A 19,016-nucleotide genomic window follows, 5' to 3' on the forward strand; every position below is an offset into this window, starting at 1 on the left:
AGCCCATGAACACCCCTCTCACCAACCAGGCCAAACGCCCCGGTGGCCGCAGCGCCCAGGTCCAGGCCGTGGTGCGCAAGGCGCTCGAAGAACTGATTGCCCAGGAAGGCCGCGACAAGGTCACCGTGCCGGCCGTGGCCGAGCGCGCCGGCGTCAGCGCCTCCAGCATTTACCGGCGCTGGGGCGACGTGAACGGCCTGCTGGGCGAAACCGCCACGCAGCGGCTGGACCCGAACCGTCCCCTGCCAGAGACGGGCGACCTGAAAGCCGAACTCGCGGCCTGGGCCAGGGAACTTATCACCCACCTCAACAAGCCGGGCAATGCCTCGATGCTGAAGGCGGCCGCCGCGCTGGCCGGCTCGGAAGAAACCAATTGCCTGAAAAACCGCCGCAACGAAGCCACCGTGCTGGTCAAGCGCGCCCAGGCCCGCGGCGAGACCACCCCCACGGTGCAGCAGGTGCTGGATCACATGATGGCCCCCATCATTTACCGGCTGATTTTTGGCGCCGGCGTAGAACCCGCCCTGGCCGACCAGCTCGCCGACGAGCTGTTCGTGTTGGCCAACCCCGTCAGTAAATAAACGAAAAGCAAGCAGAGGCCGCGGAACCGGCTTCGCCGGGCCGCTAGCCTCGTCCCCTGCAAGGGGAAAAGAGGCTACACGCAGTGAGCCCCGATAGGGGTGTGCTTATTTATTCAAGCCAAGCTTGTCGATCAACGCCTTCTCACGGACCACCGTGTCCTGCGCGAACTTCGTGTAGTCGGCCGAACTCAGGTAGTTGGGCAGCATGTCGTAGCGGGCCAGGGCTGCCACGTAGCTGGGCTCCTCCATCGCCTTCTTGAAGGCATCGTGCAAACGCCTGACCACCTCGGGCGGCGTGCCCTTGGGCGCGCCTATGCCGAAGGGCGAGTTCTGCACGATGTCATAGCCCAGCTCCTTGAGCGTGGGCGCATTCGGGAATTTGTCCAGCCGCTTTTCGCCCCAGGTGTTCAACACGCGCAGCTTGCCGGCCTCCACCTGCGGCGCAAAGCCGGTGCTGTCGGCGCCCGCCATCAGCTGGCCGCTGACCAGCGCCAGCATCAAATCAGAGCTGCCCTTGTAGGGCACGTGCTGCAGCTCGATGCCGGCTTTTTGCGCAATGAGTTCGGTCGTCAGGTGCGGGCTGGTCAGCGTGCCGGTGGAGCCGTAGGTCAGCTTGCCGGGATTGGCCTTGGCATAGGCCACAAAGTCGGCCCAGGTCTTGAACGGGCTGTCGGCCGGCACCACGATGCCGAAGGCATAGCCCGTCACGTTGATCACATAGCTGATGTCCTTGACCGGGTCCCAGTTGATTTTGGTCGTGTAGCCCAGGCGGAACACGCCCAGGGGAATCTGCGCCAGCGTGTAGCCGTCAGGCTGCGCGCTCTGCAGCTGCTGCGCCGGCAGGGTGCCGCCCGCGCCGGGCTTGTTCTCGACGATGACCGGCTGGCCCAGGATCTTGCCGGCGTTGTCGGCCAATGAACGCATGGTGATGTCGGTCGGCCCGCCGGCCGGGAAGGCGATCACCAGCTTGATCGGCTTGACGGGAAAGGTCTGCGCCTGGGCCGGCATCGCCGCTGCGGCGATCAGGGCCAGGGCGGCGGCAGTGTGCAGAAAGGGGCGGCGTTGCATGGACATGTCTCCGTGTTTTGGGAATAGCGGCCATCATGCCCGGCGATGGGCCTTGGCGCATCAGGGCAACACCTGAATACCGGGTCGGGGTCCTGCTCGCCTCGAAACAGGCCTCCATCGCATTCGCCGCCCGGAAATCTGTCGGCGCTTGCCGACGAAACAGGCTCTTGAATTTGCTGGATATTTTGACGGGGCTGAAGACGCCTGTCGGCCTATGCCGACGCCTCCGCTTGACCCTCAATTTAAAAGATGTTGATTTGACTGGGTTTTTTCCGTGGCACGGATTGTGAAAAGTCCATGCGCCGGCGCGAAAAGTTGCTTGAACCATTTGGGATTCATTTGCGACTGATGTGCGCCACAGCGCAAAACGCAAAGCGCATTTATCAACACTCCATTCAGGACTTTTAAGGATTTATATGAAACTCAAACATCTCGCTATCCTGGCCGCATTGATGATGGCCGGCCAGTCGTGGGCACTGACCGCTTACGAAAAACAGCATGGCTGCAACAACGACGGCGAAGGCTGTGCCGGCGGCGGTGGCGCCGGACAGGGCGGTGGCGGCGGTTATGAATCGTCGCAATACGTGGCCGCGTTTATCAGTGAAGGCAGCCTCTGGGAAATGTTTTCAGACAGCCAGGGCGGTTTCACGATCGAAACAGACCTTGGCAGCGGCAAAAAGAAGGTCCACATCGGCGAAAAGGCGGCCTACCTGATCAAGCCACCGCCTGCCAATTCGCAAATGAAGCGCGCTTCCCTGGTCTATGGCGCCATGGCGCCGGCCCTGAGCGCGGAGGCAGCGAAGAAAAAGGCGGAAGAGGAAAAGGCCAAAAAAGCGCAGGCCGAGGCGGCTGCCGCCCAGAAGGCGGCTGAAAACAAGGCTGTTGCGGACGCCATCCAGAAAGCCGGCGGCGCCGGCGCCTATTCCGCCGGTCTCGGAGCGCCTGCTTCCGCCAAACCGGCCGGTGGCGGCGTCGTTGCCGGCACGCCGGCCATCGGTGTGCAGCCTGCGGCCGGCCTGTCGGCCGGCGCCATCACCGCACGCAAAAAGCCGTAAGGCCCCGGCTATCCGGCGGTCCGCTCGAGCACGCTCTTCAAGGCCTTGCCCGTGTGCGTCCCCTGCTTGACCACCGCCTCGGGCGGCGCCGAGGCCACCACACGCCCACCCGCATTCCCGCCATCCGGGCCCAGGTCGATCACCCAGTCGGCTTCGGCGATCACGTCGAGGTCGTGTTCGATCACCACCACGCTGTGGCCGCCGTTGACCAGCCGATGCAGCACGTGGATCAGCTTTTCGACGTCGGCCATGTGCAGGCCCACCGTGGGCTCGTCCAGCACGTAGAGCGTGTGCGGCGCCTTCTGGCCGCGGCGCGTGATGTCGTCGCGCACCTTGCTGAGTTCGGTCACCAGCTTGATGCGCTGCGCCTCGCCGCCCGAAAGCGTCGGTGAGGGCTGGCCCAGCGTCAGGTAGCCCAGGCCCACGTCTTTCAGCAGTTGCAGCGGGTGGCTGATGTTGGGCATGGAGGAGAAGAAGTCCACCGCCTCGTCCACCTCCATCTTGAGCACGTCGCCGATGTTCTTGCCGCGCCAGGTCACTGCCTGGGTTTCGGGATTGAAGCGCGCGCCGTGGCAGGTTTCGCACAGCACCTTCACGTCGGGCAAAAAGCTCATGCCGATGGTGCGCACGCCCGCGCCTTCGCAAGTCGGGCAGCGGCCCTCGCCGGTGTTGAACGAAAAGCGCCCGGCGCTGTAGCCGCGCGCGCGCGCTTCCAGCGTGTCGGCAAACAGCTTGCGAATCGTGTCCCAGAAGCCGATGTAGGTGGCCGGGCAGGAGCGCGGCGTCTTGCCGATCGGCGTCTGGTCGACTTCCAGCACGCGGTCCACGGCCGCATAGCCTTCGATGCGTTCGCAGCCGGTCCAGTCGGGCGTCTTGCCCCTGTCGTCGGCATCGCGCCCGGACTTGGTGGAGCGCTGCATCACGCCGGCGTGCACATTGGTCAGCAGCACGTCGCGCGCCAGCGTGGACTTGCCGGAACCCGAGACACCCGTCACTGCCACCAGGCGGTACAGCGGCACCGTGACCGACACGTCCTTGAGGTTGTGCAGGTCGGCATTGACCACCGTGAGCCAGGAGGTGAACTTGCTGGCCGCGGCGGGCGCCGCGTTGTGCAGCGCGCTGGCATTGGCCGCGGCGGCTTTGAGTGCCGCGGCCTTGAGCAAAGCCGCCTTCTGCTTGCTCACGGGCTTGGCGTTGGCGTCGGTGACGGCCACCTCCACCACGGCCGCCGGCGCCGCGCCCTTGCGCGTTTCGCGACGCGCATGCAGCGGGTGGATCAGCGGGTTCGCCAGGTAGCGGCCCGTCAGCGATTCGGGGATGGCCGACAGCTGGGCCGCCGTGCCCTGCCCCACCAGCGTGCCGCCGCGCTTGCCCGCACCGGGGCCAATGTCGATGATGTTGTCGGCGCGGCGAATCGTGTCCTCGTCATGCTCGACCACCACCAGGGTGTTGCCGCGGTCGCTAAGCTTGCCCAGCGCGCCCAGCAGGATCTGGTTGTCGCGCGGGTGCAGGCCGATCGTCGGTTCGTCCAGCACATAGCAGACGCCCTGCAGGTTGGAGCCCAGCTGCGCCGCCAGGCGTATGCGCTGCGCCTCGCCGCCCGAAAGCGTGGGCGCGCCGCGGTCCAGCGTGAGGTAGCCCAGGCCCACGTCCTCGAGGAATTCAAGGCGGCTCTTGATCTCGGGGATCAGGTCGCGCGCGATGCCGGCCTCGCGGCCCAGCAGCGCGAGTGTTTCGACCCAGCGCCGCACGTCGGTCACCGACAGCGCCGCGATGTCGGCAATGCCGACGCCGGCGAACTTCACCGCGCGCGCCGTCGCATTCAGGCGCGTGCCCGCGCAACCAGGGCAGGCGGTGCCGGCCAGGTCTTCCACCTCGGGCTCGGCAAAACTCTGTTCACGGCCCTTGTTGTCATCGTCCATCACCGAGTCGTCGAACACCTTGCGCTGCTCCTTGGTGAGCTTGACGCCCGTGCCCACGCAATCCGGGCACCAGCCGTGCTTGCTGTTGTAGCTGAAGAGGCGCGGGTCGAGCTCGGCATACGAGGTCGCGCAGACCGGGCAGGCGCGTTTGGTTGAAAACGCGATCAGCTTGCCGATGTTTTTGGCGCTGGCGCCGGCCATCATCGCACCGCGCAAACCATCGAGCGGCGCCAGCACGTGGACCACGCCCTTGCCGTGTTCCAGCGCGGTGGCCAGCGCGGCACGCAGCGCGGCTTCGTTCTCGGGCGACACGCGGATATCGGCGATCGGCAACTCCACCGTGTGTTCCTTGAAGCGGTCTATGCGCGGGAAGCCCGTTGTCGGCAAGAACTCGCCGTCGATGCGCAGGTGCGTGTAGCCGCGCGGGCGCGCCCAGTCGGCCAGTTCGGTGTAAACACCCTTGCGCGCGATCACCAGCGGCGCCAGCAGGCCTATGTGCTGGCCGCGGTAGGTCTTGAGCAGCTGCGCCGCGATGCTTTCGGGGCTTTGCGGCATCACGGCCGCGCCTTCCTTGGTGCAATGCTGCACGCCCAGCTTCACATACAGCAGGCGCAGGAAATGCCAGACCTCGGTGGTGGTTCCCACCGTGGACTTGCGCCCGCCGCGCGAGAGCCGCTGCTCGATCGCCACGGTGGGCGGGATGCCGTACACGGCGTCGACCTCGGGCCGGCCCGCCGGCTGCACGATGCTGCGCGCATAGGCGTTCAGCGACTCCAGGTAGCGGCGCTGCCCTTCGTTGAACAAAATGTCGAAGGCCAGCGTGGACTTGCCGGAGCCCGACACCCCCGTCACCACATTGAACTTGCCGCGCGGAATGTCGACCGACAGGCTCTTGAGGTTGTTCTCTTTGGCGTTGACGATCTGGATCAGGTTGGAGAAGGCCGGCCGCGTGGCCCACACCTTGGGCCGCGACTCTTCCACGCCGTGCACCTTGCCCATGGCCTGCTCGTATTCGCGCAGCGCGAGTGCGGTGTGAGAGGTCGGGTGCTGGCGCACCTCCTCGGGCGTGCCCTGGGCCACCAGCAGGCCGCCGGCCTCGCCGCCTTCGGGCCCGAGGTCAATCAGCCAGTCGGCCGAGCGAATCACGTCGAGGTTGTGCTCGATCACGATCAGCGAGTGGCCGGCTTCCAGCAGCTTGCGCAGCGCGCGCATCAGCTTGGCGATGTCGTCGAAGTGCAGGCCGGTGGTCGGCTCGTCGAACAAAAACAGCGTGCCGCGCCCGGGTTGCCTGAGCGCCAATGCTTGCTTGCTGGCGCTGGTGGTCTTGCTGGCATTGGCCAGGAAACCCGCCAGCTTCAGTCGCTGCGCCTCGCCGCCCGACAGCGTGGGCACGGGCTGGCCCAGCTTCACGTACTCCAGGCCCACGTCCACGATGGGCTGCAGCGATCGCACCACCTCGCGGTCCTGCGCGAACAGCGCGATGGCCTCGCTGACCGTCAGATTCAGCACATCGGACACATTGAGCAGGCGCGGCTTGAGGTCGCCGATGGCCTTGCGCTCTATCGTCACTTCGAGGATCTCGGCGCGGTAGCGTTTGCCGTCGCAGTCGGGGCAGCGCAGGTAGACGTCGCTCAGGAATTGCATCTCGACGTGCTCGAAGCCCGAGCCGCCGCAGGTCGGGCAGCGGCCGTCGCCGTTGTTGAAGCTGAACTTGGTGGCGGTGTAGCTGCGCTGTTTGGCCAGCGGCGCCAGCGCGAACAGGTCGCGCACCGCGTCCCAGGCGCCCACATAGCTGGCCGGGTTGGAGCGCGCCGTCTTGCCGATGGGCGACTGGTCGACAAACACCACGTCGGTCAAGTGGTCCGCGCCCATGAGGCGGTCGTGCAGGCCCGGCGTCTCCGTCGCCTTGCCGAACTGGCGCAGCAGCGCCGGCGCCAGGATGTCCTGCATCAGCGTGGACTTGCCGGAGCCGCTGACACCGGTCACGCAGACCAGGCGCTGCAGCGGGAAGTCCACCGTCAGGTTCTTCAGGTTGTGGTCGCGCGCGCCTTCAAGGATCAGGCGCGGCGTGTTGTCGGTCACCGCGCGCTTGAAGCCCATGCCCACCTGCTTGCGCGAGCCCAGGTAGGCGCCCGTCAGCGTGTCGGCATGCTTGAGGTCCTCGGGCGTTCCGTCGAACACGATCTGCCCGCCCTTCTCGCCGGGGCCGGGGCCCATGTCGATCATGCGGTCGGCGGCCAGCATCACGGCCGGGTCGTGCTCGACCACCACCAGCGTGTTGCCGGCGTCGCGCAGGCGGTGCATGGCCTGTGTGATGCGGTTCATGTCGCGCGGGTGCAGGCCGATGGAAGGCTCGTCGAGCACAAACAGCGTATTGACCAGCGAGGTGCCCAGCGCCGTCGTCAGGTTGATGCGCTGCACCTCGCCGCCCGACAGCGTGCGGCTTTGCCGGTCCAGCGTGAGGTAGCCGATGCCGACATCGCACAGGTATTTCACGCGCGTCTGGATTTCCTCGAACAGCGATTTGAGCGCCTGGATCTCGGCGTCGTCGCCCATCACGTTCAGCGAGAGGCCGTTGAAGAAGTCGCGCAGCCGATCGATAGGCAGTCGCATCAGGTCGTGCAGCGCCAGGCCCGGCAGGGCCTCGAGCTGCTCGCGGCTCCAGTGCACGCCCACCGGCATGAAGCGCTGGCTGGGCGGCAGCACCGCGTCGGCCGCTTCCTTGGAGCCCAGGCGCCACAGCAGTGATTCGAGCTTGAGGCGCGCGCCGCCGCAGGTCTCGCAAGGCGTGTAACTGCGGTACTTGGACAGCAGCACGCGGATATGCATCTTGTAGGCTTTGCTTTCAAGGTATTCGAAAAAGCGCTTGATGCCGTACCACTGCTTTTTCCAGCTGCCGTCCTTGTAACCCGGCATGCCGTTGATGACCCAGCCCTGTTGCGCCGGCGTGAGCTTGTACCAGGGCGTGTCGCGCGGAATACCCGCCGCCTCGGCGTGGCGCATCAGGTCGTCCTGCGCTTCTTTCCAGGCCGGGGTCTGTATGGTCTTGATGGCGCCGGCGCGCAGGGTCAGCTTGTCGTTGGGAATCACCAGGCCATAGTCCACGCCGATCACGCGGCCGAAGCCGCGGCAGGTTTCGCAGGCACCCATGGCCGAGTTGAAAGAAAACAGCGAGGGCGTGGGGTTGGTGTAGCGCAGGTCGCTGTCGGGGCAATGCAGGCCGGTCGAGAAGCGCCACATCACATCCGGCTGGCCATCTTCCGCATGCTGCACGTAGACATTCAGCCGGCCGCCGCGCTTGAGCGCCGTCTCGATGGCCTCGACCACGCGGGCTTTTTCCACCGCGTGCGTGCGAAAGCGGTCGGCCACCACGTCGAGCAGCTTGTGCGGCCCGGCCGGGGTGGCGACGTCGCGCTGCGCATGCACGCGCGTGAAGCCGCTGACCGACAGCCACTGCTCGACTTGTTCGGCGCTGGTATTGCCCGGCAGCTCGACCGGGAAGGTCAGCACCACGCGCGGGTCGCCTTCCCGGGTGCGCGCCATCAGTTCGGCGTAAATCGATTCTGGCGTGTCGTGGCGCACGTTCTGCGCGGTCTGCTTGTCGAACAGTTGCGCGGCGCGCGCGTAGAGCAGCTTCAGGTGGTCGTTGAGCTCCGTCATGGTGCCCACGGTGGAACGCGAGCTGCGCACCGGGTTGGTCTGGTCGATGGCGATGGCAGGCGGCACGCCCTCCACCTTGTCGACGGCCGGCTTGTCCATGCGGTCCAGGAACTGGCGCGCATAGGCCGAGAAAGTCTCCACGTAACGGCGCTGGCCTTCGGCGAACAGGGTGTCGAACACCAGAGAGGATTTTCCCGAGCCGCTGGGCCCGGTCACCACCGTCATTTCACCGGTGCGGATGTCGAGGTCGATGTTTTTGAGGTTGTGCTGGCGCGCGCCGCGGATGCGGATGGTTCCCTGGGACATGAGTGCGGTCTTTCCTGAAGAGGTCAAACATTCTAGGCAAAGCATCCGGCCGTGCGGGGCGTGAGGATTAATGCCCCTTTTGTGCACTTTTGCCGCCGGCAATTAGGGCGCATTCTGGTTTTCCTGCTGACGGTTTTTGCACTTTCATGTTTAACTTTGGCGGTCTGGGATCGATTCATCAAGGAGACACACCATGTCAACAAGCAAGCGCTGGTGCGCGGCCCTCGCGATGGCCGTCCTGAGCCAGCTGGGCCAGGCGCAAATCCTGGTCGGGCAGACCGCCGGCTTCAGCGGCCCCGTGGGCGCCGGCGTCAAGGAAACCACCGAGGGCGCCAAACTCTACATCGACGCCGTCAACGCCAAGGGCGGCGTGAACGGGCAGAAGATCGAGCTGGTCTCGCTCGACGACAAGTTCGAGCCCAAGCTCGCGGCCGAGAACGCGCGCAAGCTGGTCGAAGAGCAGAACGTGGTCGCCCTGTTCCTCACGCGCGGCACGCCGCACACCGAGGCCATTCTTCCCCTGCTCGAAAAATACGGCATACCGCTGGTAGGCCCGTCCACCGGCGCCATGGTGCTGCACCAGCCGGTCAAGAAGCATGTATTCAACGTGCGCGCCACCTACCAGCGCGAAGCCGAAAAAGCGGTCACCCATCTGCACTCCATGGGCATCACCCGCATCGGCATCGTCCATGCCGACGACAGCTTCGGCGCCGACGGTGTCATGGGCGCGCAGAAAGGCCTGGCCACGGCCAAGCTGCAGCCGGCCGTGCTCGAAAAATTCGACCGCAGCAAGCCCGACTTCGGGCCCATCGCACCCAAGGTCTACCAGTCGAACGCGCAGGCCGTCATCATGGTGGCCTCGGGCCAGGCCGTGGTCGACGGCGTCAAGGCCTTCCGCGCCGCCGGCTCCACGGCGCAGATCGTCACGCTGTCGAACAATGCCTCGGGCGGTTTTGTGAAGAGCCTGGGGGACAACGCCCGCGGCGTCATCGTGACCCAGGTCTTTCCGTATGAGCGCTCCATCGCCTTTCCCATGGTCAAGGAAGCCCAGGAGCTGGCCAAGGCCAAGGGCCAGAGCGAGGTGAGTCCCGCCATGCTGGAAGGCTTCGCCGCGGCCAAGGTGCTGGTGGAGGGCTTGCGCCGGGCCGGCGCCAAACCCACGCGTGAAAAATTGCAGGCGGCACTTGAAGGCATGCGCAAGTACGACCTGGGCGGGCTTGAGGTGAGCTACAGCCCCGAAGACCACACCGGCCTGGACTTCGCCGACCTGTCCATCATCGGCACCGACGGGAAGTTCAAGAGGTAGATAGCTCCCCCCTGCCGACGCTCACTTCGTGTAGCGTCACCTCCCCCCAGGGGGACAGGCGCCTTGCGCCCGGCAAAGCCGGATCGCGGCCCCTGCTTGTGGATTCGCAACCCGCGGCGCCAAGCGGTACGGGTTTACTCAGAAGTAGAGCGCGTTTTCGAGTTCCTTGAACTTCTCGGGGCCGACGGCTTCCTTGATCTTGGGCGCCAGTTCCTTGAGCTTGTCGATGTCGCCCGCGGCTTCCACCGCGAGGTTGAGCCGAAAACCCCGCAAGCCCAGGCCGGCCGTGAGCCGGGTCGCGATCGGGTAAGCCCTTGAATAGTGTTCTTGCGCGGTCAGCGTGGGCGAGCCGTCGGAGTTGTGCGCGGACACCGGGGCCGCCGGGGCTGCGGCCACGGTTGGCGGCTGCACCGCGGCCGGCGCCAGCAGGCCCAGGGTCAACAGGTGGGCGATGTCTTCCGCCGTGACGCCCAGGCCCGTGGTGGCCTTGACCACCTCCTCCATGCTGCGCTTGCCGTCAAACATGATGAAGGCGGAGCGCTGCCGCGGCGTCATCGGGATGGAACGGTCCTGCAGTGCGGATTGGCCTAATTCCGTCTTGGTGTAAATCATCAGCTGTTCTCCAGTAAAAACGCCGTGGGGCACAGACATTTGTGCATGGCGCAGAGACAGGTGTTAGTACTTTTTTGTCGCCTCTGATTCAATTTACCCCATTTTTGCCGCCAATGCACCTGTTTCGGGCACGGGCGCGGCGATGTCCTTCAACTGGAAACGCATTCGCTGCATTAGCTCACGCTCAAGCGCGGGCCGCGAGGGGCGCCTGCAAGGCGCCGTGTTTTTCACCGCCGAGGTCTATGTCGCCGCCCTTGTTCAACAGGAACAGGGCCAGGCCTGCGATCACGATAAATCCGAGTACAAGTTTCCACATCTTTCTCTTCTCCAAAAAAACAGCCAAAAAAAAGCCCCCGGCACATGGATGACGAGGGCCTGCAAATATCACCAGGCTCTTCAGCCTGAAGAAACCGGCACGGGCCATCGGGCCCGCCCCGGCGATCACACCAATCAGTCGTTGGCGTAAATGTCCACGTCCTTGGTTTCCTTGATGAACAAGGTGCCCACCACCAGCGTCATGCCGGCGACGATGATCGGATACCAGAGGCCGTTGTACATATTGCCGGTCTGCGCCACGATGGCGAAGGCGGTGGTCGGCAGCAGGCCGCCGAACCAGCCGTTGCCGATGTGGTACGGCAGGCTCATCGAGGTGTAGCGGATGCGGGTCGGGAACAGTTCCACCAGCATCGCGGCGATCGGGCCGTAGACCATGGTCACCAGCACCACCAGGTAGAACAGGATCAGCGTGACCATCACCTTGTCGACCTTGGCCGGGTCGGCCTTGGCGGGATAACCGGCGGTCTTCAGGTCGTCAGCCACGAGCTTCTTGAACTCGGCGTCCTTCTTCTTGGCGTCGTCGGCGCTCAGGCCCTTGGCGRTGTAGCTGGAAATGGCGGTTTCGCCGATCTTGATGGTGGCCACCGTGCCGGCGGGTGCGGCGACGTTGTCATAGCTCACCGAAGCGCCTGCCAGCACCTGCTTGGCGATGTCGCACGAGCTGGTGAACTTGACGGTGCCGGTCGGGTTGAACTGGAACGAGCACTCTTTCGGGTCGGCGGTCACGATCACCTTGTTCTTGGCTTGCGCGGCGGCGAGGTCGGGATTGGCGGCCTTGGTCAGCGCGGTGAACACCGGGAAGTAGGTGAGCACGGCCAGCAGGCAGCCGGCCATGATGATGGGCTTGCGGCCGATCTTGTCCGACAGCGTGCCGAAGATCACGAAGAAAGGCGTGCCCAGGATCAGCGAGTAGGCCACCAGGATGTTGGCCGTGGGGCCGTCCACCTTGAGCGCCTGCGTCAGGAAGAACAGCGCGTAGAACTGGCCCGAATACCAGACCACGGCCTGGCCGGCGGTCAGGCCGACCAGCGCCAGGATCACGATCTTCAGGTTCTTCCACTGGCCGAAGGACTCGGACAACGGCGCCTTGGAAGTCTTGCCTTCAGCCTTCATTTTCTGGAAGGCGGGAGATTCGTTCATCGACAAACGGATGTAGACCGACACGGCCAGCAGCAGGATGGAAACGATGAACGGAATGCGCCAGCCCCAGTCGGCGAAAGCGGCCTCGCCCATGGCGGTACGCACGCCCAGGATCACCAGCAGGCTCAGGAACAGGCCCAGCGTTGCCGTGGTCTGGATCCAGGAGGTGTAGGCGCCGCGCTTGCCCTGGGGCGAGTGCTCTGCCACGTAGACGGCTGCGCCGCCGTACTCACCGCCCAGCGCCAGGCCTTGCAGCATGCGCAGGGCGATCAGGATCACCGGTGCGGCCACGCCGATGGAGGCGTAGTTGGGCAAGAGGCCCACGATGAAGGTCGACAGGCCCATGATCACGATGGTGACCAGGAAGGTGTACTTGCGGCCGATCATGTCGCCCAGGCGGCCGAACACCAGTGCGCCGAAGGGGCGCACGATGAAGCCGGCGGCAAACGCCAGCAGCGCGAAGATGAAGGCCGAGCCCGCATCCAGTCCGCTGAAGAACTGCTTGGCGATGATGGCGGCCAATGAACCGTAGAGGTAGAAGTCGTACCACTCGAATACCGTGCCGAGCGAAGAGGCGAAGATCACCTTCTTCTGCTCGGCGGTCATGGGTCTGTTGTCGACGGCTGTTGCCATGATGTGTGTCTCCAAATAGTGAGGGCCTCCGGTATGGAAGCTACCCTGATTATTTTTGGAGTCCCTGACCTAGCTCTGACGTGAAACTAACAGGAGCTTGCGTGAAACTTATGCGTGGCTGACAACTCAAGGGGAAACCCTTGAGAAACTTTTCAGCATGCGAAGCTGCTCCGGGAAAACGCGTAGAACCTTTTTACACCACGCGTCAAAGTCGCTTACACGGCCATACGCGTGCTTACGTCCACACCCGCATCACGCCTTGCGCGAAATGCCCACGGAAATTTTGCTCACGCCATTCCAGCCATCGCCTTCAAACCAGGCATCGCCCGACAGGTAGTCGCGCAGCATGGGCAAGGCGTCGAAGCCCCAGAAAATTTTGCCGTCGACTTCCATCGCGGGCACGCCGAACATGTTCAGTGCGATGGCTTCGTCGGTGTTTTTTTTCAGCTGCGCTTTCGCTTCATCGGCCGTCAGGTGCTGCTGCGGCGCAAGCAGCGCGCTGAGCGCGGCCAGCCGCTGTTCATCCGCCGCCTCGGCGCCGCCCTGCCAGACATGGCGAAAAATGGTTTCGCACACATAGCGGTTCGGGCCTGCCGGGTCCGCGGGCGTGCCGCAGGCGCTGGCCAGCCGCAGCAGGGGCAAGGGGTTGAAAGGATGGCTTGCCGGTATCTGCATGGCGATGCCCTTGCTGTGCGCATGCCACAGCACCTGCCGGTAAGTCCAGTCGCGCTTGGGCGCGATTTCCGCCGGGCCGAGCTGGCCATGGTGCTTGAGCATCGCGGCAAACAGCACCGGCCGGTAGCTCACGCTGTAGCTCAGGCCCTTGAGCGCTTCGGGCAGGTGCTCGAAAGCGAGGTAGGCGTAGGGCGAAATGAAGTCGAAGTAAAAATTGATGTGCTTCATGAGGCTCTCCGCGATGTGGGTCGCTGTGTTTGTTTATGCCCGCACGGCCGCCATGCGCTGGCCTATGGTGCGCCAGAGTTCGCGTTGCGCCTCGGGGCCGGAGCGCGCCCAGGCCGAGATCTCGCCCAGCGTGCGGAAGCAGCCTTCGCAGAGGCCGGTGTCGGCGCTCACGCGGCACACCGAAATGCAGGGCGATGGCACGTCGTCGCCAGCGGCCTCTACCGTGCGGCCACGCGCCGTCACCTGCGCGACCGCCTGCTCGCGCGCGATGCTTTCCTCGTCCAGGTCCACGGCCACGTCGACCACCGGTGCACCGGTCAGCAGCTCCAGCTCCTGCGGCATCAGCTTGAACACCGCATGCGGATGGCCGGCCGCGGCCCAGATTTCCTCAAAGCGCATCAGGCTCAGGTCCACCAGCACAACCGCCTCGGTGATGTGCCCCACGGGAGACACGCCCCCTATGGAAAAACCGGTTTTGCTTTTTACGAAATCCGCATCGGCCCGGCCCACGCGTTTGCCGTCCGTGCAGACCAGGGCCTCGACCTTGCGTTCGTCGACCCGCCTGTCACCCGAGGTCACGACCAGCACAGCGGCATCATCCGACTTGCGGCGAAAGATGATGCTCTTGGCGATCTGCCCCAGGCGCACACCCAGCGCATCGGCTGCCTGCTGCGCGGTACGCGCCGCGTCGTCGAGCATGACGGGCATATGCGGGTGGCCGCTTTGCTGCAGAACCGCCACCACACGTTGAACCCCTTCGGGCAAGCTCTTCAGTTCAGCACCACACATATCAATTCGCTCGTTTGTTCAGAAGCGCCGTCGCGGCGCGGGAATTTGGCTTGCGGCCCAGGAAATCGCTGATGAATTTTCCAGCATCGATCAGCTTGTCCAGGTCTATGCCCGTTTCAATGCCCATGCCATGCAGCATGTAGACCACGTCTTCAGTGGCCACATTGCCGGTGGCGCCCTTGGCAAAAGGGCAACCGCCCAGGCCGGCCGAGGAGGTGTCGTATTGCCAGACGCCCATCTCAAGCGAAGCCAAGGTGTTGCCGAGCGCTTGACCGTAAGTGTCGTGATAGTGCCCAGACACGTCGTCCACCGAGTAGTGCGTAAAAGCAGCATCCAATGCGCGCTGCACCTGAATTGGGGTGCCCACGCCAATGGTGTCAGCCACACCGATATGTTGCACACCAATGCTTTTCATCAGCTTGGCGACATAGCCCACACTTGAAGCGGGAACGTGTCCTTCGTAAGGGCAGCCCACAGCGCAGGAGATCGCGCCGCGCACATAAATGCCTTTCTCGCGCGCGGCTTCGACCACAGGACGGAAGCGCTCCATGCTCTCGGCAATCGAGCAGTTGATGTTCTTCTGGCTRAAGGCCTCGCTGGCCGCGCCAAAAACCACGATCTCGTCGGGCCACAGTTCGCGCGGCGGCGCGATGGCGGCCTCAAAGCCCTTCATGTTCGGCGTCAGCACCGAATAGCGCACACCAGGCTTGCGTTGGATGCCCGCCATCACCTCGGCGTTGTCGGCCATCTGCGGCACCCACTTGGGCGAGACGTAGCTGGTGACCTCGATCTCGGTCAGGCCCGCGTCCTGAAGCCGGTGCACGAGTTCGATCTTCACCGCGGCCGGCACCTGGGCTTTTTCGTTCTGCAGCCCGTCGCGGGGGCCGACATCAACAAGCTTGACTCTGGAAGGTAGTTTCATGGGGATCTTTCAAGAGGTACGGGCATCAGCTCTCTTATGCAAGCAGGGGCCGCGGAACCGGCTTTGCCGGGCCGCAGGCGCAGCGGCCCCCTCGGGGGGCAGGGAGCTACACGCAGTGAGCGACCGTGGGGGCATCAGTATCCCTTTTTCGGGTCAACCACACCGGCGAGGGTACTTATCGGTGCGCCGCCGGCCAGGCTGCGTATTTTTTCCGCGATCTGGGCAATGCTCTCCTCGCGCAGCGTGCGCGCCGAGGTATGCGGCGTGACCGTGACCTTGGGGTGTTTCCAGAACGGGTGGTCCGACGGCAGCGGCTCGGTGCGGAACACGTCCAGCGTCGCGCCGGCCAGCTGGCCGTTATCGATCAGCGTGACCAGGTCTTCGTCGACCAGGTGGCTGCCGCGCGCCACATTGATGACATAGCCGCCCGGCCGCAGCCGCGACAGCGTGTCACGGTTCATGATGCCCAGGGTGTCCGGCGTCAGCGGCAGCAGGCATACCAGGATGCGGCTGGCCGCCAGGAAATCCTGGAAACCCGCGCTGCCCACCTCGCCTGAAAAGCATTGCACACCCTCGATCACCTTGGCCGAACGGCTCCAGCCCTTGACCGGAAAGTCGAACTGCGCAAGCGCCCGGCTCACACGTTCGCCGAGCACGCCCAGGCCCATCACGCCGATGGGATAGTCGGTACGCAGGCGCGGCTTGCGGTAAGACCATTTGCCCTCGGCAATGTCGGCCTCATAAGCATCGAGCTCGCGGAAATGGCGTATCACCGCATGGCACACATACTCGGCCATCTGCGCCGACATGCCGGCATCGTCCAGCCGCACCACCGGCACGCCGGCCGGCAGCCGCAGCTTCATGAGCGCATCGACACCCGCGCCTATGTTGAAGATGCCCTTGAGCTGTTGCTGCTCGTCAAAGAATTGCTGGGGCGGCTGCCAGACCACCGCGTAGTCGGCCTGCTCCGCCCCTGTGGACCACAGCGCCACATCGGCATCGGGGAAGGCGGCCTTGAGGCCGTCCACCCAGGGCTGGGGTTTGGTGTCGGAACAGCAAAAACTGATGCGCATGAAAAATCCCGTTTGAAGTCGAAAGCAAAATCAAACGGCTATTTTCAACAATTCCGCGCCCTCGCTGACCTGGTCGCCCGGCGCGTACAACAATTCCTGCACCGTGCCGTCGGCCGGCGCGGCGATGGTGTGCTCCATTTTCATGGCTTCCATCACGGCCAGCGGCTGGCCCTTGCTGACCTTGTCGCCGGCCTTGACGGCGAAGGACACCACCTTGCCCGGCATGGGCGCGGTCAGGCGCCCGCCCTCGGCCTGGGCCTCGCCCGCGTGGGCCAGCAGGTCTATCGACAGGATTTGCGTCGCGCCGCGCGCGCTGAACACATGGTCGAGCTCGCCCTGCGCATACACCGCTGCCGTCATGCTCTGGCCCGCGAACTGGATGTCCAGGCCCTGCGCGCTTTCGGCAAATACCAAAGGCCCCGCCACCTGCACCTCTCCATCCACCAGCGCCAGCTGCAGCGCCCCGTCATGCCCATAGCTCAGCACGGCCGTGGCCGGCGTGCCATGGAATTCAAACGCAAAACGCCGCTGCACCACGCCATGCGAGCGCCATCCGTCGCGACGGCTGAAGGGGTCGGCGCCCTCCAGGGCGCGCTCGTCGAGCAACTGCTTGGCCACCGCCGCGGCGGCGGCCATGGCCAGGCCCACGGGCTCCTGCTTGAAGAGCACGGCTTCTTCGCGCTGGATCAGCGCGGTGTCGAGGTTGGCCTTGGCGAACGACGGGCTGCGCACCACATAACGCAAAAACTGCACATTGGTGCTCAGGCCCACGATGCGGGTCTGCGCCAGCGCATCGTCAAGCCGGGCCAGCGCCTCTTCGCGCGTCGCGCCGTGCACGATGAGCTTGGCCACCATGGAGTCGTAATACGGCGAGATCGCATCGCCTTCGCGCACACCGTCGTCGACGCGCACTTGCCCTCTTTCAAACGCCGTGTGCACCGGCTTTTTGTAGACGTGCAGCGTGCCGGTGGCCGGCAGGAAGTTGTTGTCCGGCGTCTCGGCGCAGATGCGCGCCTCGATGGCATGGCCATGTATGCGCAGCTGGTCCTGCGCCAGCGGCAGCTTTTCGCCCGAGGCCACACGCAGCTGCCACTCGACCAGATCCAGGCCGGTGATGGCTTCGGTCACCGGGTGCTCCACCTGCAGGCGCGTGTTCATCTCCATGAAGAAGAAGTTCATGCTGCCGTCGGCACGCTGCTCGACGATGAACTCGACGGTGCCGGCACCGACGTAGTTCACGGCGCGCGCCGCGGCCACGGCGGCTTCGCCCATCTGCTTGCGCATGGCTTCCGTCATGCCGGGGGCCGGCGCTTCTTCCAGCACCTTCTGGTGGCGGCGCTGCACCGAGCAGTCGCGCTCGAACAGGTAGACGTAATTGCCGTGCGTGTCGCCGAACACCTGGATCTCGATGTGGCGCGGGCGCTGCGCGTATTTCTCCACCAGCACCGCGTCGTCGCCAAAGCTGTTGATCGCCTCGCGCTTGCAGGAGGCCAGCGCGGCTTCGAAGTCTTCGCTCTTCTCGACCGCGCGCATGCCCTTGCCGCCGCCGCCCGCGCTGGCCTTGATCAGCACCGGGTAGCCGATGCGGTCGGCCTCGCGTTTCAGCAAGGCCGGATCCTGGTCGCTGCCGTGGTAGCCGGGCACCAGCGGCACGCCGGCTTTTTCCATCAGCTGCTTGGACTCGGCCTTCAGGCCCATGGCCTTGATGGCGGATGCCGGCGGGCCGATGAAGACCAGGCCGGCGGCCGCGCAGGCCTGGGCGAATTCCTCGTTCTCGCTCAGGAAGCCGTAGCCCGGGTGGATGGCCTCGGCGCCCGTGGCCTTCGCGGCTTCGATGATGCGTTCCCAGCGCAAATAGCTGTCCTTGGGCGCGCTGCCGCCTATGTGCACGGCCTCGTCGCAAAAGCCCACATGCTTGGCGCCCGCATCGGCGTCGGAATACACCGCGACGGACTGGATGGCCATGCGTCTTGCGGTAGCAGCTACCCGGCAAGCTATTTCACCGCGATTGGCAATCAGGATTTTTTTAAACATGGTGGTCGTTCTGTTTGGAGAAAGGAGACTTCAAGGTAAAAGCGGCGACCGTGCCCGGGTCCGGCCTGCCGCTGAAAATTCGCGCCACGCGGATAAACAGCTGGCGCAAAAATCGCCAACACACCCGTATCAGCCAGACGCTGAGCGCCAGCACGATGGCCAGCAGCACCACAAAAATCAAAGGATGCGCAATCGCCAGCCACAGGCCCAGCGGCACCAGCCCGTCTTCGAGCAGCGAGGCGCCAATATTGCTGAAGGGCTCGGGCGAGGTGTTGATGGCCGCGCGGCTGGTGGCCTTGGCGGCAAAGCTGGTGGCGGCCAAGGTGCCGCCCAGCAGCGCGGCAAGCAGCGCGCCCAGGCCGTTGTCACCGCCAAAGACCGCGGCCGCCAGCGCCGCGCCGGCCGGGATGCGGATCACGCCATGCACCACATCCCACAGCGAATCGAGCCCCGGAATCTTGTCGGCGAAAAATTCAATGAACACCATGAAGCCGCTGACACCGAGCACCACCGGGTGGGCCAGCAGTTGCAAGCCGGCCGGCAGTTGCACCCAGCCCATAAAGCCCGCCAGGCCGGTCAGCAGCACCACCAGGTAGAGGCGCACGCCGCTGGCCCAGCCCAGCGCGCCGGCCAGGGCGATCAGTTGTGTGGTGTCGAGGGTGGTCATGGCTATGGC

14 protein-coding genes are annotated in these 19,016 nt (G+C 64.8%); 3 read left to right on the plus strand and 11 right to left on the minus strand.

Annotated elements, in window-relative coordinates; all coding sequences use genetic code 11:
- Window positions 1-5 precede the first annotated feature (5 nt).
- Entirely contained in the window at window positions 6-581 is a 576-nt protein-coding gene (locus AC1D1Y_RS01810; RefSeq protein WP_477680845.1) for a TetR/AcrR family transcriptional regulator, read from the plus strand.
- A gap of 105 nt (window positions 582-686) precedes the next feature.
- On the opposite strand, the gene AC1D1Y_RS01815 is transcribed toward AC1D1Y_RS01810, so the two are convergent.
- A complete protein-coding gene (locus tag AC1D1Y_RS01815) occupies window positions 687-1,649 on the minus strand; it encodes a tripartite tricarboxylate transporter substrate binding protein (protein WP_477680846.1) in 963 nt (320 codons plus the stop codon).
- Between the two features lie 416 nt (window positions 1,650-2,065).
- Here AC1D1Y_RS01815 and AC1D1Y_RS01820 point away from each other — a divergent pair, with 416 nt between their 5' ends.
- On the plus strand, window positions 2,066-2,704 hold the full coding sequence (locus AC1D1Y_RS01820) for a hypothetical protein (RefSeq protein ID WP_477680847.1): 639 nt from the start codon (window positions 2,066-2,068) through the stop codon (window positions 2,702-2,704).
- Between the two features lie 8 nt (window positions 2,705-2,712).
- On the opposite strand, the gene uvrA is transcribed toward AC1D1Y_RS01820, so the two are convergent.
- Window positions 2,713-8,592 (minus strand): excinuclease ABC subunit UvrA, encoded by a 5,880-nt coding sequence (uvrA, locus tag AC1D1Y_RS01825; RefSeq protein WP_477680848.1) that lies wholly within the window; start codon window positions 8,590-8,592, stop codon window positions 2,713-2,715.
- Between the two features lie 193 nt (window positions 8,593-8,785).
- Between uvrA and AC1D1Y_RS01830 the strand changes: the two genes are divergently transcribed.
- Entirely contained in the window at window positions 8,786-9,898 is a 1,113-nt protein-coding gene (locus AC1D1Y_RS01830) for an ABC transporter substrate-binding protein (RefSeq protein ID WP_477680849.1), read from the plus strand.
- Between the two features lie 138 nt (window positions 9,899-10,036).
- Here AC1D1Y_RS01830 and AC1D1Y_RS01835 read toward each other — a convergent pair whose 3' ends face one another.
- The 9 genes from AC1D1Y_RS01835 to AC1D1Y_RS01875 all read right to left on the minus strand — a co-directional run bounded on the left by AC1D1Y_RS01835 (window position 10,037) and on the right by AC1D1Y_RS01875 (window position 19,007).
- Window positions 10,037-10,510, minus strand: coding sequence for a hypothetical protein (locus tag AC1D1Y_RS01835; protein WP_477680850.1), 474 nt, complete (start codon window positions 10,508-10,510; stop codon window positions 10,037-10,039).
- A 184-nt stretch (window positions 10,511-10,694) separates the two neighbouring features.
- Window positions 10,695-10,826, minus strand: coding sequence for a hypothetical protein (locus AC1D1Y_RS01840; protein ID WP_477680851.1), 132 nt, complete (start codon window positions 10,824-10,826; stop codon window positions 10,695-10,697).
- Window positions 10,827-10,960: 134 nt separating this feature from the next.
- A complete protein-coding gene (locus AC1D1Y_RS01845) occupies window positions 10,961-12,619 on the minus strand; it encodes an MFS transporter (protein ID WP_477680852.1) in 1,659 nt (552 codons plus the stop codon).
- A 252-nt stretch (window positions 12,620-12,871) separates the two neighbouring features.
- Window positions 12,872-13,522, minus strand: a complete 651-nt coding sequence (locus AC1D1Y_RS01850) for a 2-hydroxychromene-2-carboxylate isomerase (RefSeq protein WP_477680853.1) — start codon at window positions 13,520-13,522, stop codon at window positions 12,872-12,874.
- 33 nt (window positions 13,523-13,555) lie between these two features.
- Entirely contained in the window at window positions 13,556-14,311 is a 756-nt protein-coding gene (locus AC1D1Y_RS01855) for a YbaK/EbsC family protein (protein ID WP_477680854.1), read from the minus strand.
- Window position 14,312: 1 nt separating this feature from the next.
- Window positions 14,313-15,233 (minus strand): hydroxymethylglutaryl-CoA lyase, encoded by a 921-nt coding sequence (locus AC1D1Y_RS01860; RefSeq protein WP_477680855.1) that lies wholly within the window; start codon window positions 15,231-15,233, stop codon window positions 14,313-14,315.
- Between the two features lie 134 nt (window positions 15,234-15,367).
- Window positions 15,368-16,306 carry a 2-hydroxyacid dehydrogenase gene (locus AC1D1Y_RS01865; RefSeq protein ID WP_477680856.1) on the minus strand — a complete coding sequence of 313 codons (939 nt, stop codon included), beginning with the start codon at window positions 16,304-16,306 and terminating at the stop codon, window positions 15,368-15,370.
- Window positions 16,307-16,336: 30 nt separating this feature from the next.
- The gene (locus tag AC1D1Y_RS01870) at window positions 16,337-18,340 is read right to left on the minus strand and encodes an ATP-binding protein (RefSeq protein ID WP_477680857.1); all 2,004 of its coding nucleotides are present in this window, start codon (window positions 18,338-18,340) and stop codon (window positions 16,337-16,339) included.
- Window positions 18,333-19,007 carry a DUF4126 domain-containing protein gene (locus AC1D1Y_RS01875; protein ID WP_477680858.1) on the minus strand — a complete coding sequence of 225 codons (675 nt, stop codon included), beginning with the start codon at window positions 19,005-19,007 and terminating at the stop codon, window positions 18,333-18,335. The genes AC1D1Y_RS01870 and AC1D1Y_RS01875 overlap by 8 nt, the downstream gene beginning before the upstream one ends.
- Between the last annotated feature and the right edge of the window lie 9 nt (window positions 19,008-19,016).

It is taken from the genome of Polaromonas sp. P1_G1 (assembly GCF_056405595.1).

Excerpts from the sequence above, each read along its gene's own strand:
- AC1D1Y_RS01810 (WP_477680845.1), top strand. The coding sequence starts at position 6 with ATGAACACCCCTCTCACCAACCAGGCCAAACGCCCCGGTGGCCGCAGC.
- AC1D1Y_RS01815 (WP_477680846.1), bottom strand. The coding sequence starts at position 1,649 with ATGCAACGCCGCCCCTTTCTGCACACTGCCGCCGCCCTGGCCCTGATC.
- AC1D1Y_RS01820 (WP_477680847.1), top strand. The coding sequence starts at position 2,066 with ATGAAACTCAAACATCTCGCTATCCTGGCCGCATTGATGATGGCCGGC.
- uvrA (WP_477680848.1), bottom strand. The coding sequence starts at position 8,592 with ATGTCCCAGGGAACCATCCGCATCCGCGGCGCGCGCCAGCACAACCTC.
- AC1D1Y_RS01830 (WP_477680849.1), top strand. The coding sequence starts at position 8,786 with ATGTCAACAAGCAAGCGCTGGTGCGCGGCCCTCGCGATGGCCGTCCTG.
- AC1D1Y_RS01835 (WP_477680850.1), bottom strand. The coding sequence starts at position 10,510 with ATGATTTACACCAAGACGGAATTAGGCCAATCCGCACTGCAGGACCGT.
- AC1D1Y_RS01840 (WP_477680851.1), bottom strand. The coding sequence starts at position 10,826 with ATGTGGAAACTTGTACTCGGATTTATCGTGATCGCAGGCCTGGCCCTG.
- AC1D1Y_RS01850 (WP_477680853.1), bottom strand. The coding sequence starts at position 13,522 with ATGAAGCACATCAATTTTTACTTCGACTTCATTTCGCCCTACGCCTAC.
- AC1D1Y_RS01855 (WP_477680854.1), bottom strand. The coding sequence starts at position 14,311 with ATGTGTGGTGCTGAACTGAAGAGCTTGCCCGAAGGGGTTCAACGTGTG.
- AC1D1Y_RS01865 (WP_477680856.1), bottom strand. The coding sequence starts at position 16,306 with ATGCGCATCAGTTTTTGCTGTTCCGACACCAAACCCCAGCCCTGGGTG.
- AC1D1Y_RS01870 (WP_477680857.1), bottom strand. The coding sequence starts at position 18,340 with ATGTTTAAAAAAATCCTGATTGCCAATCGCGGTGAAATAGCTTGCCGG.
- AC1D1Y_RS01875 (WP_477680858.1), bottom strand. The coding sequence starts at position 19,007 with ATGACCACCCTCGACACCACACAACTGATCGCCCTGGCCGGCGCGCTG.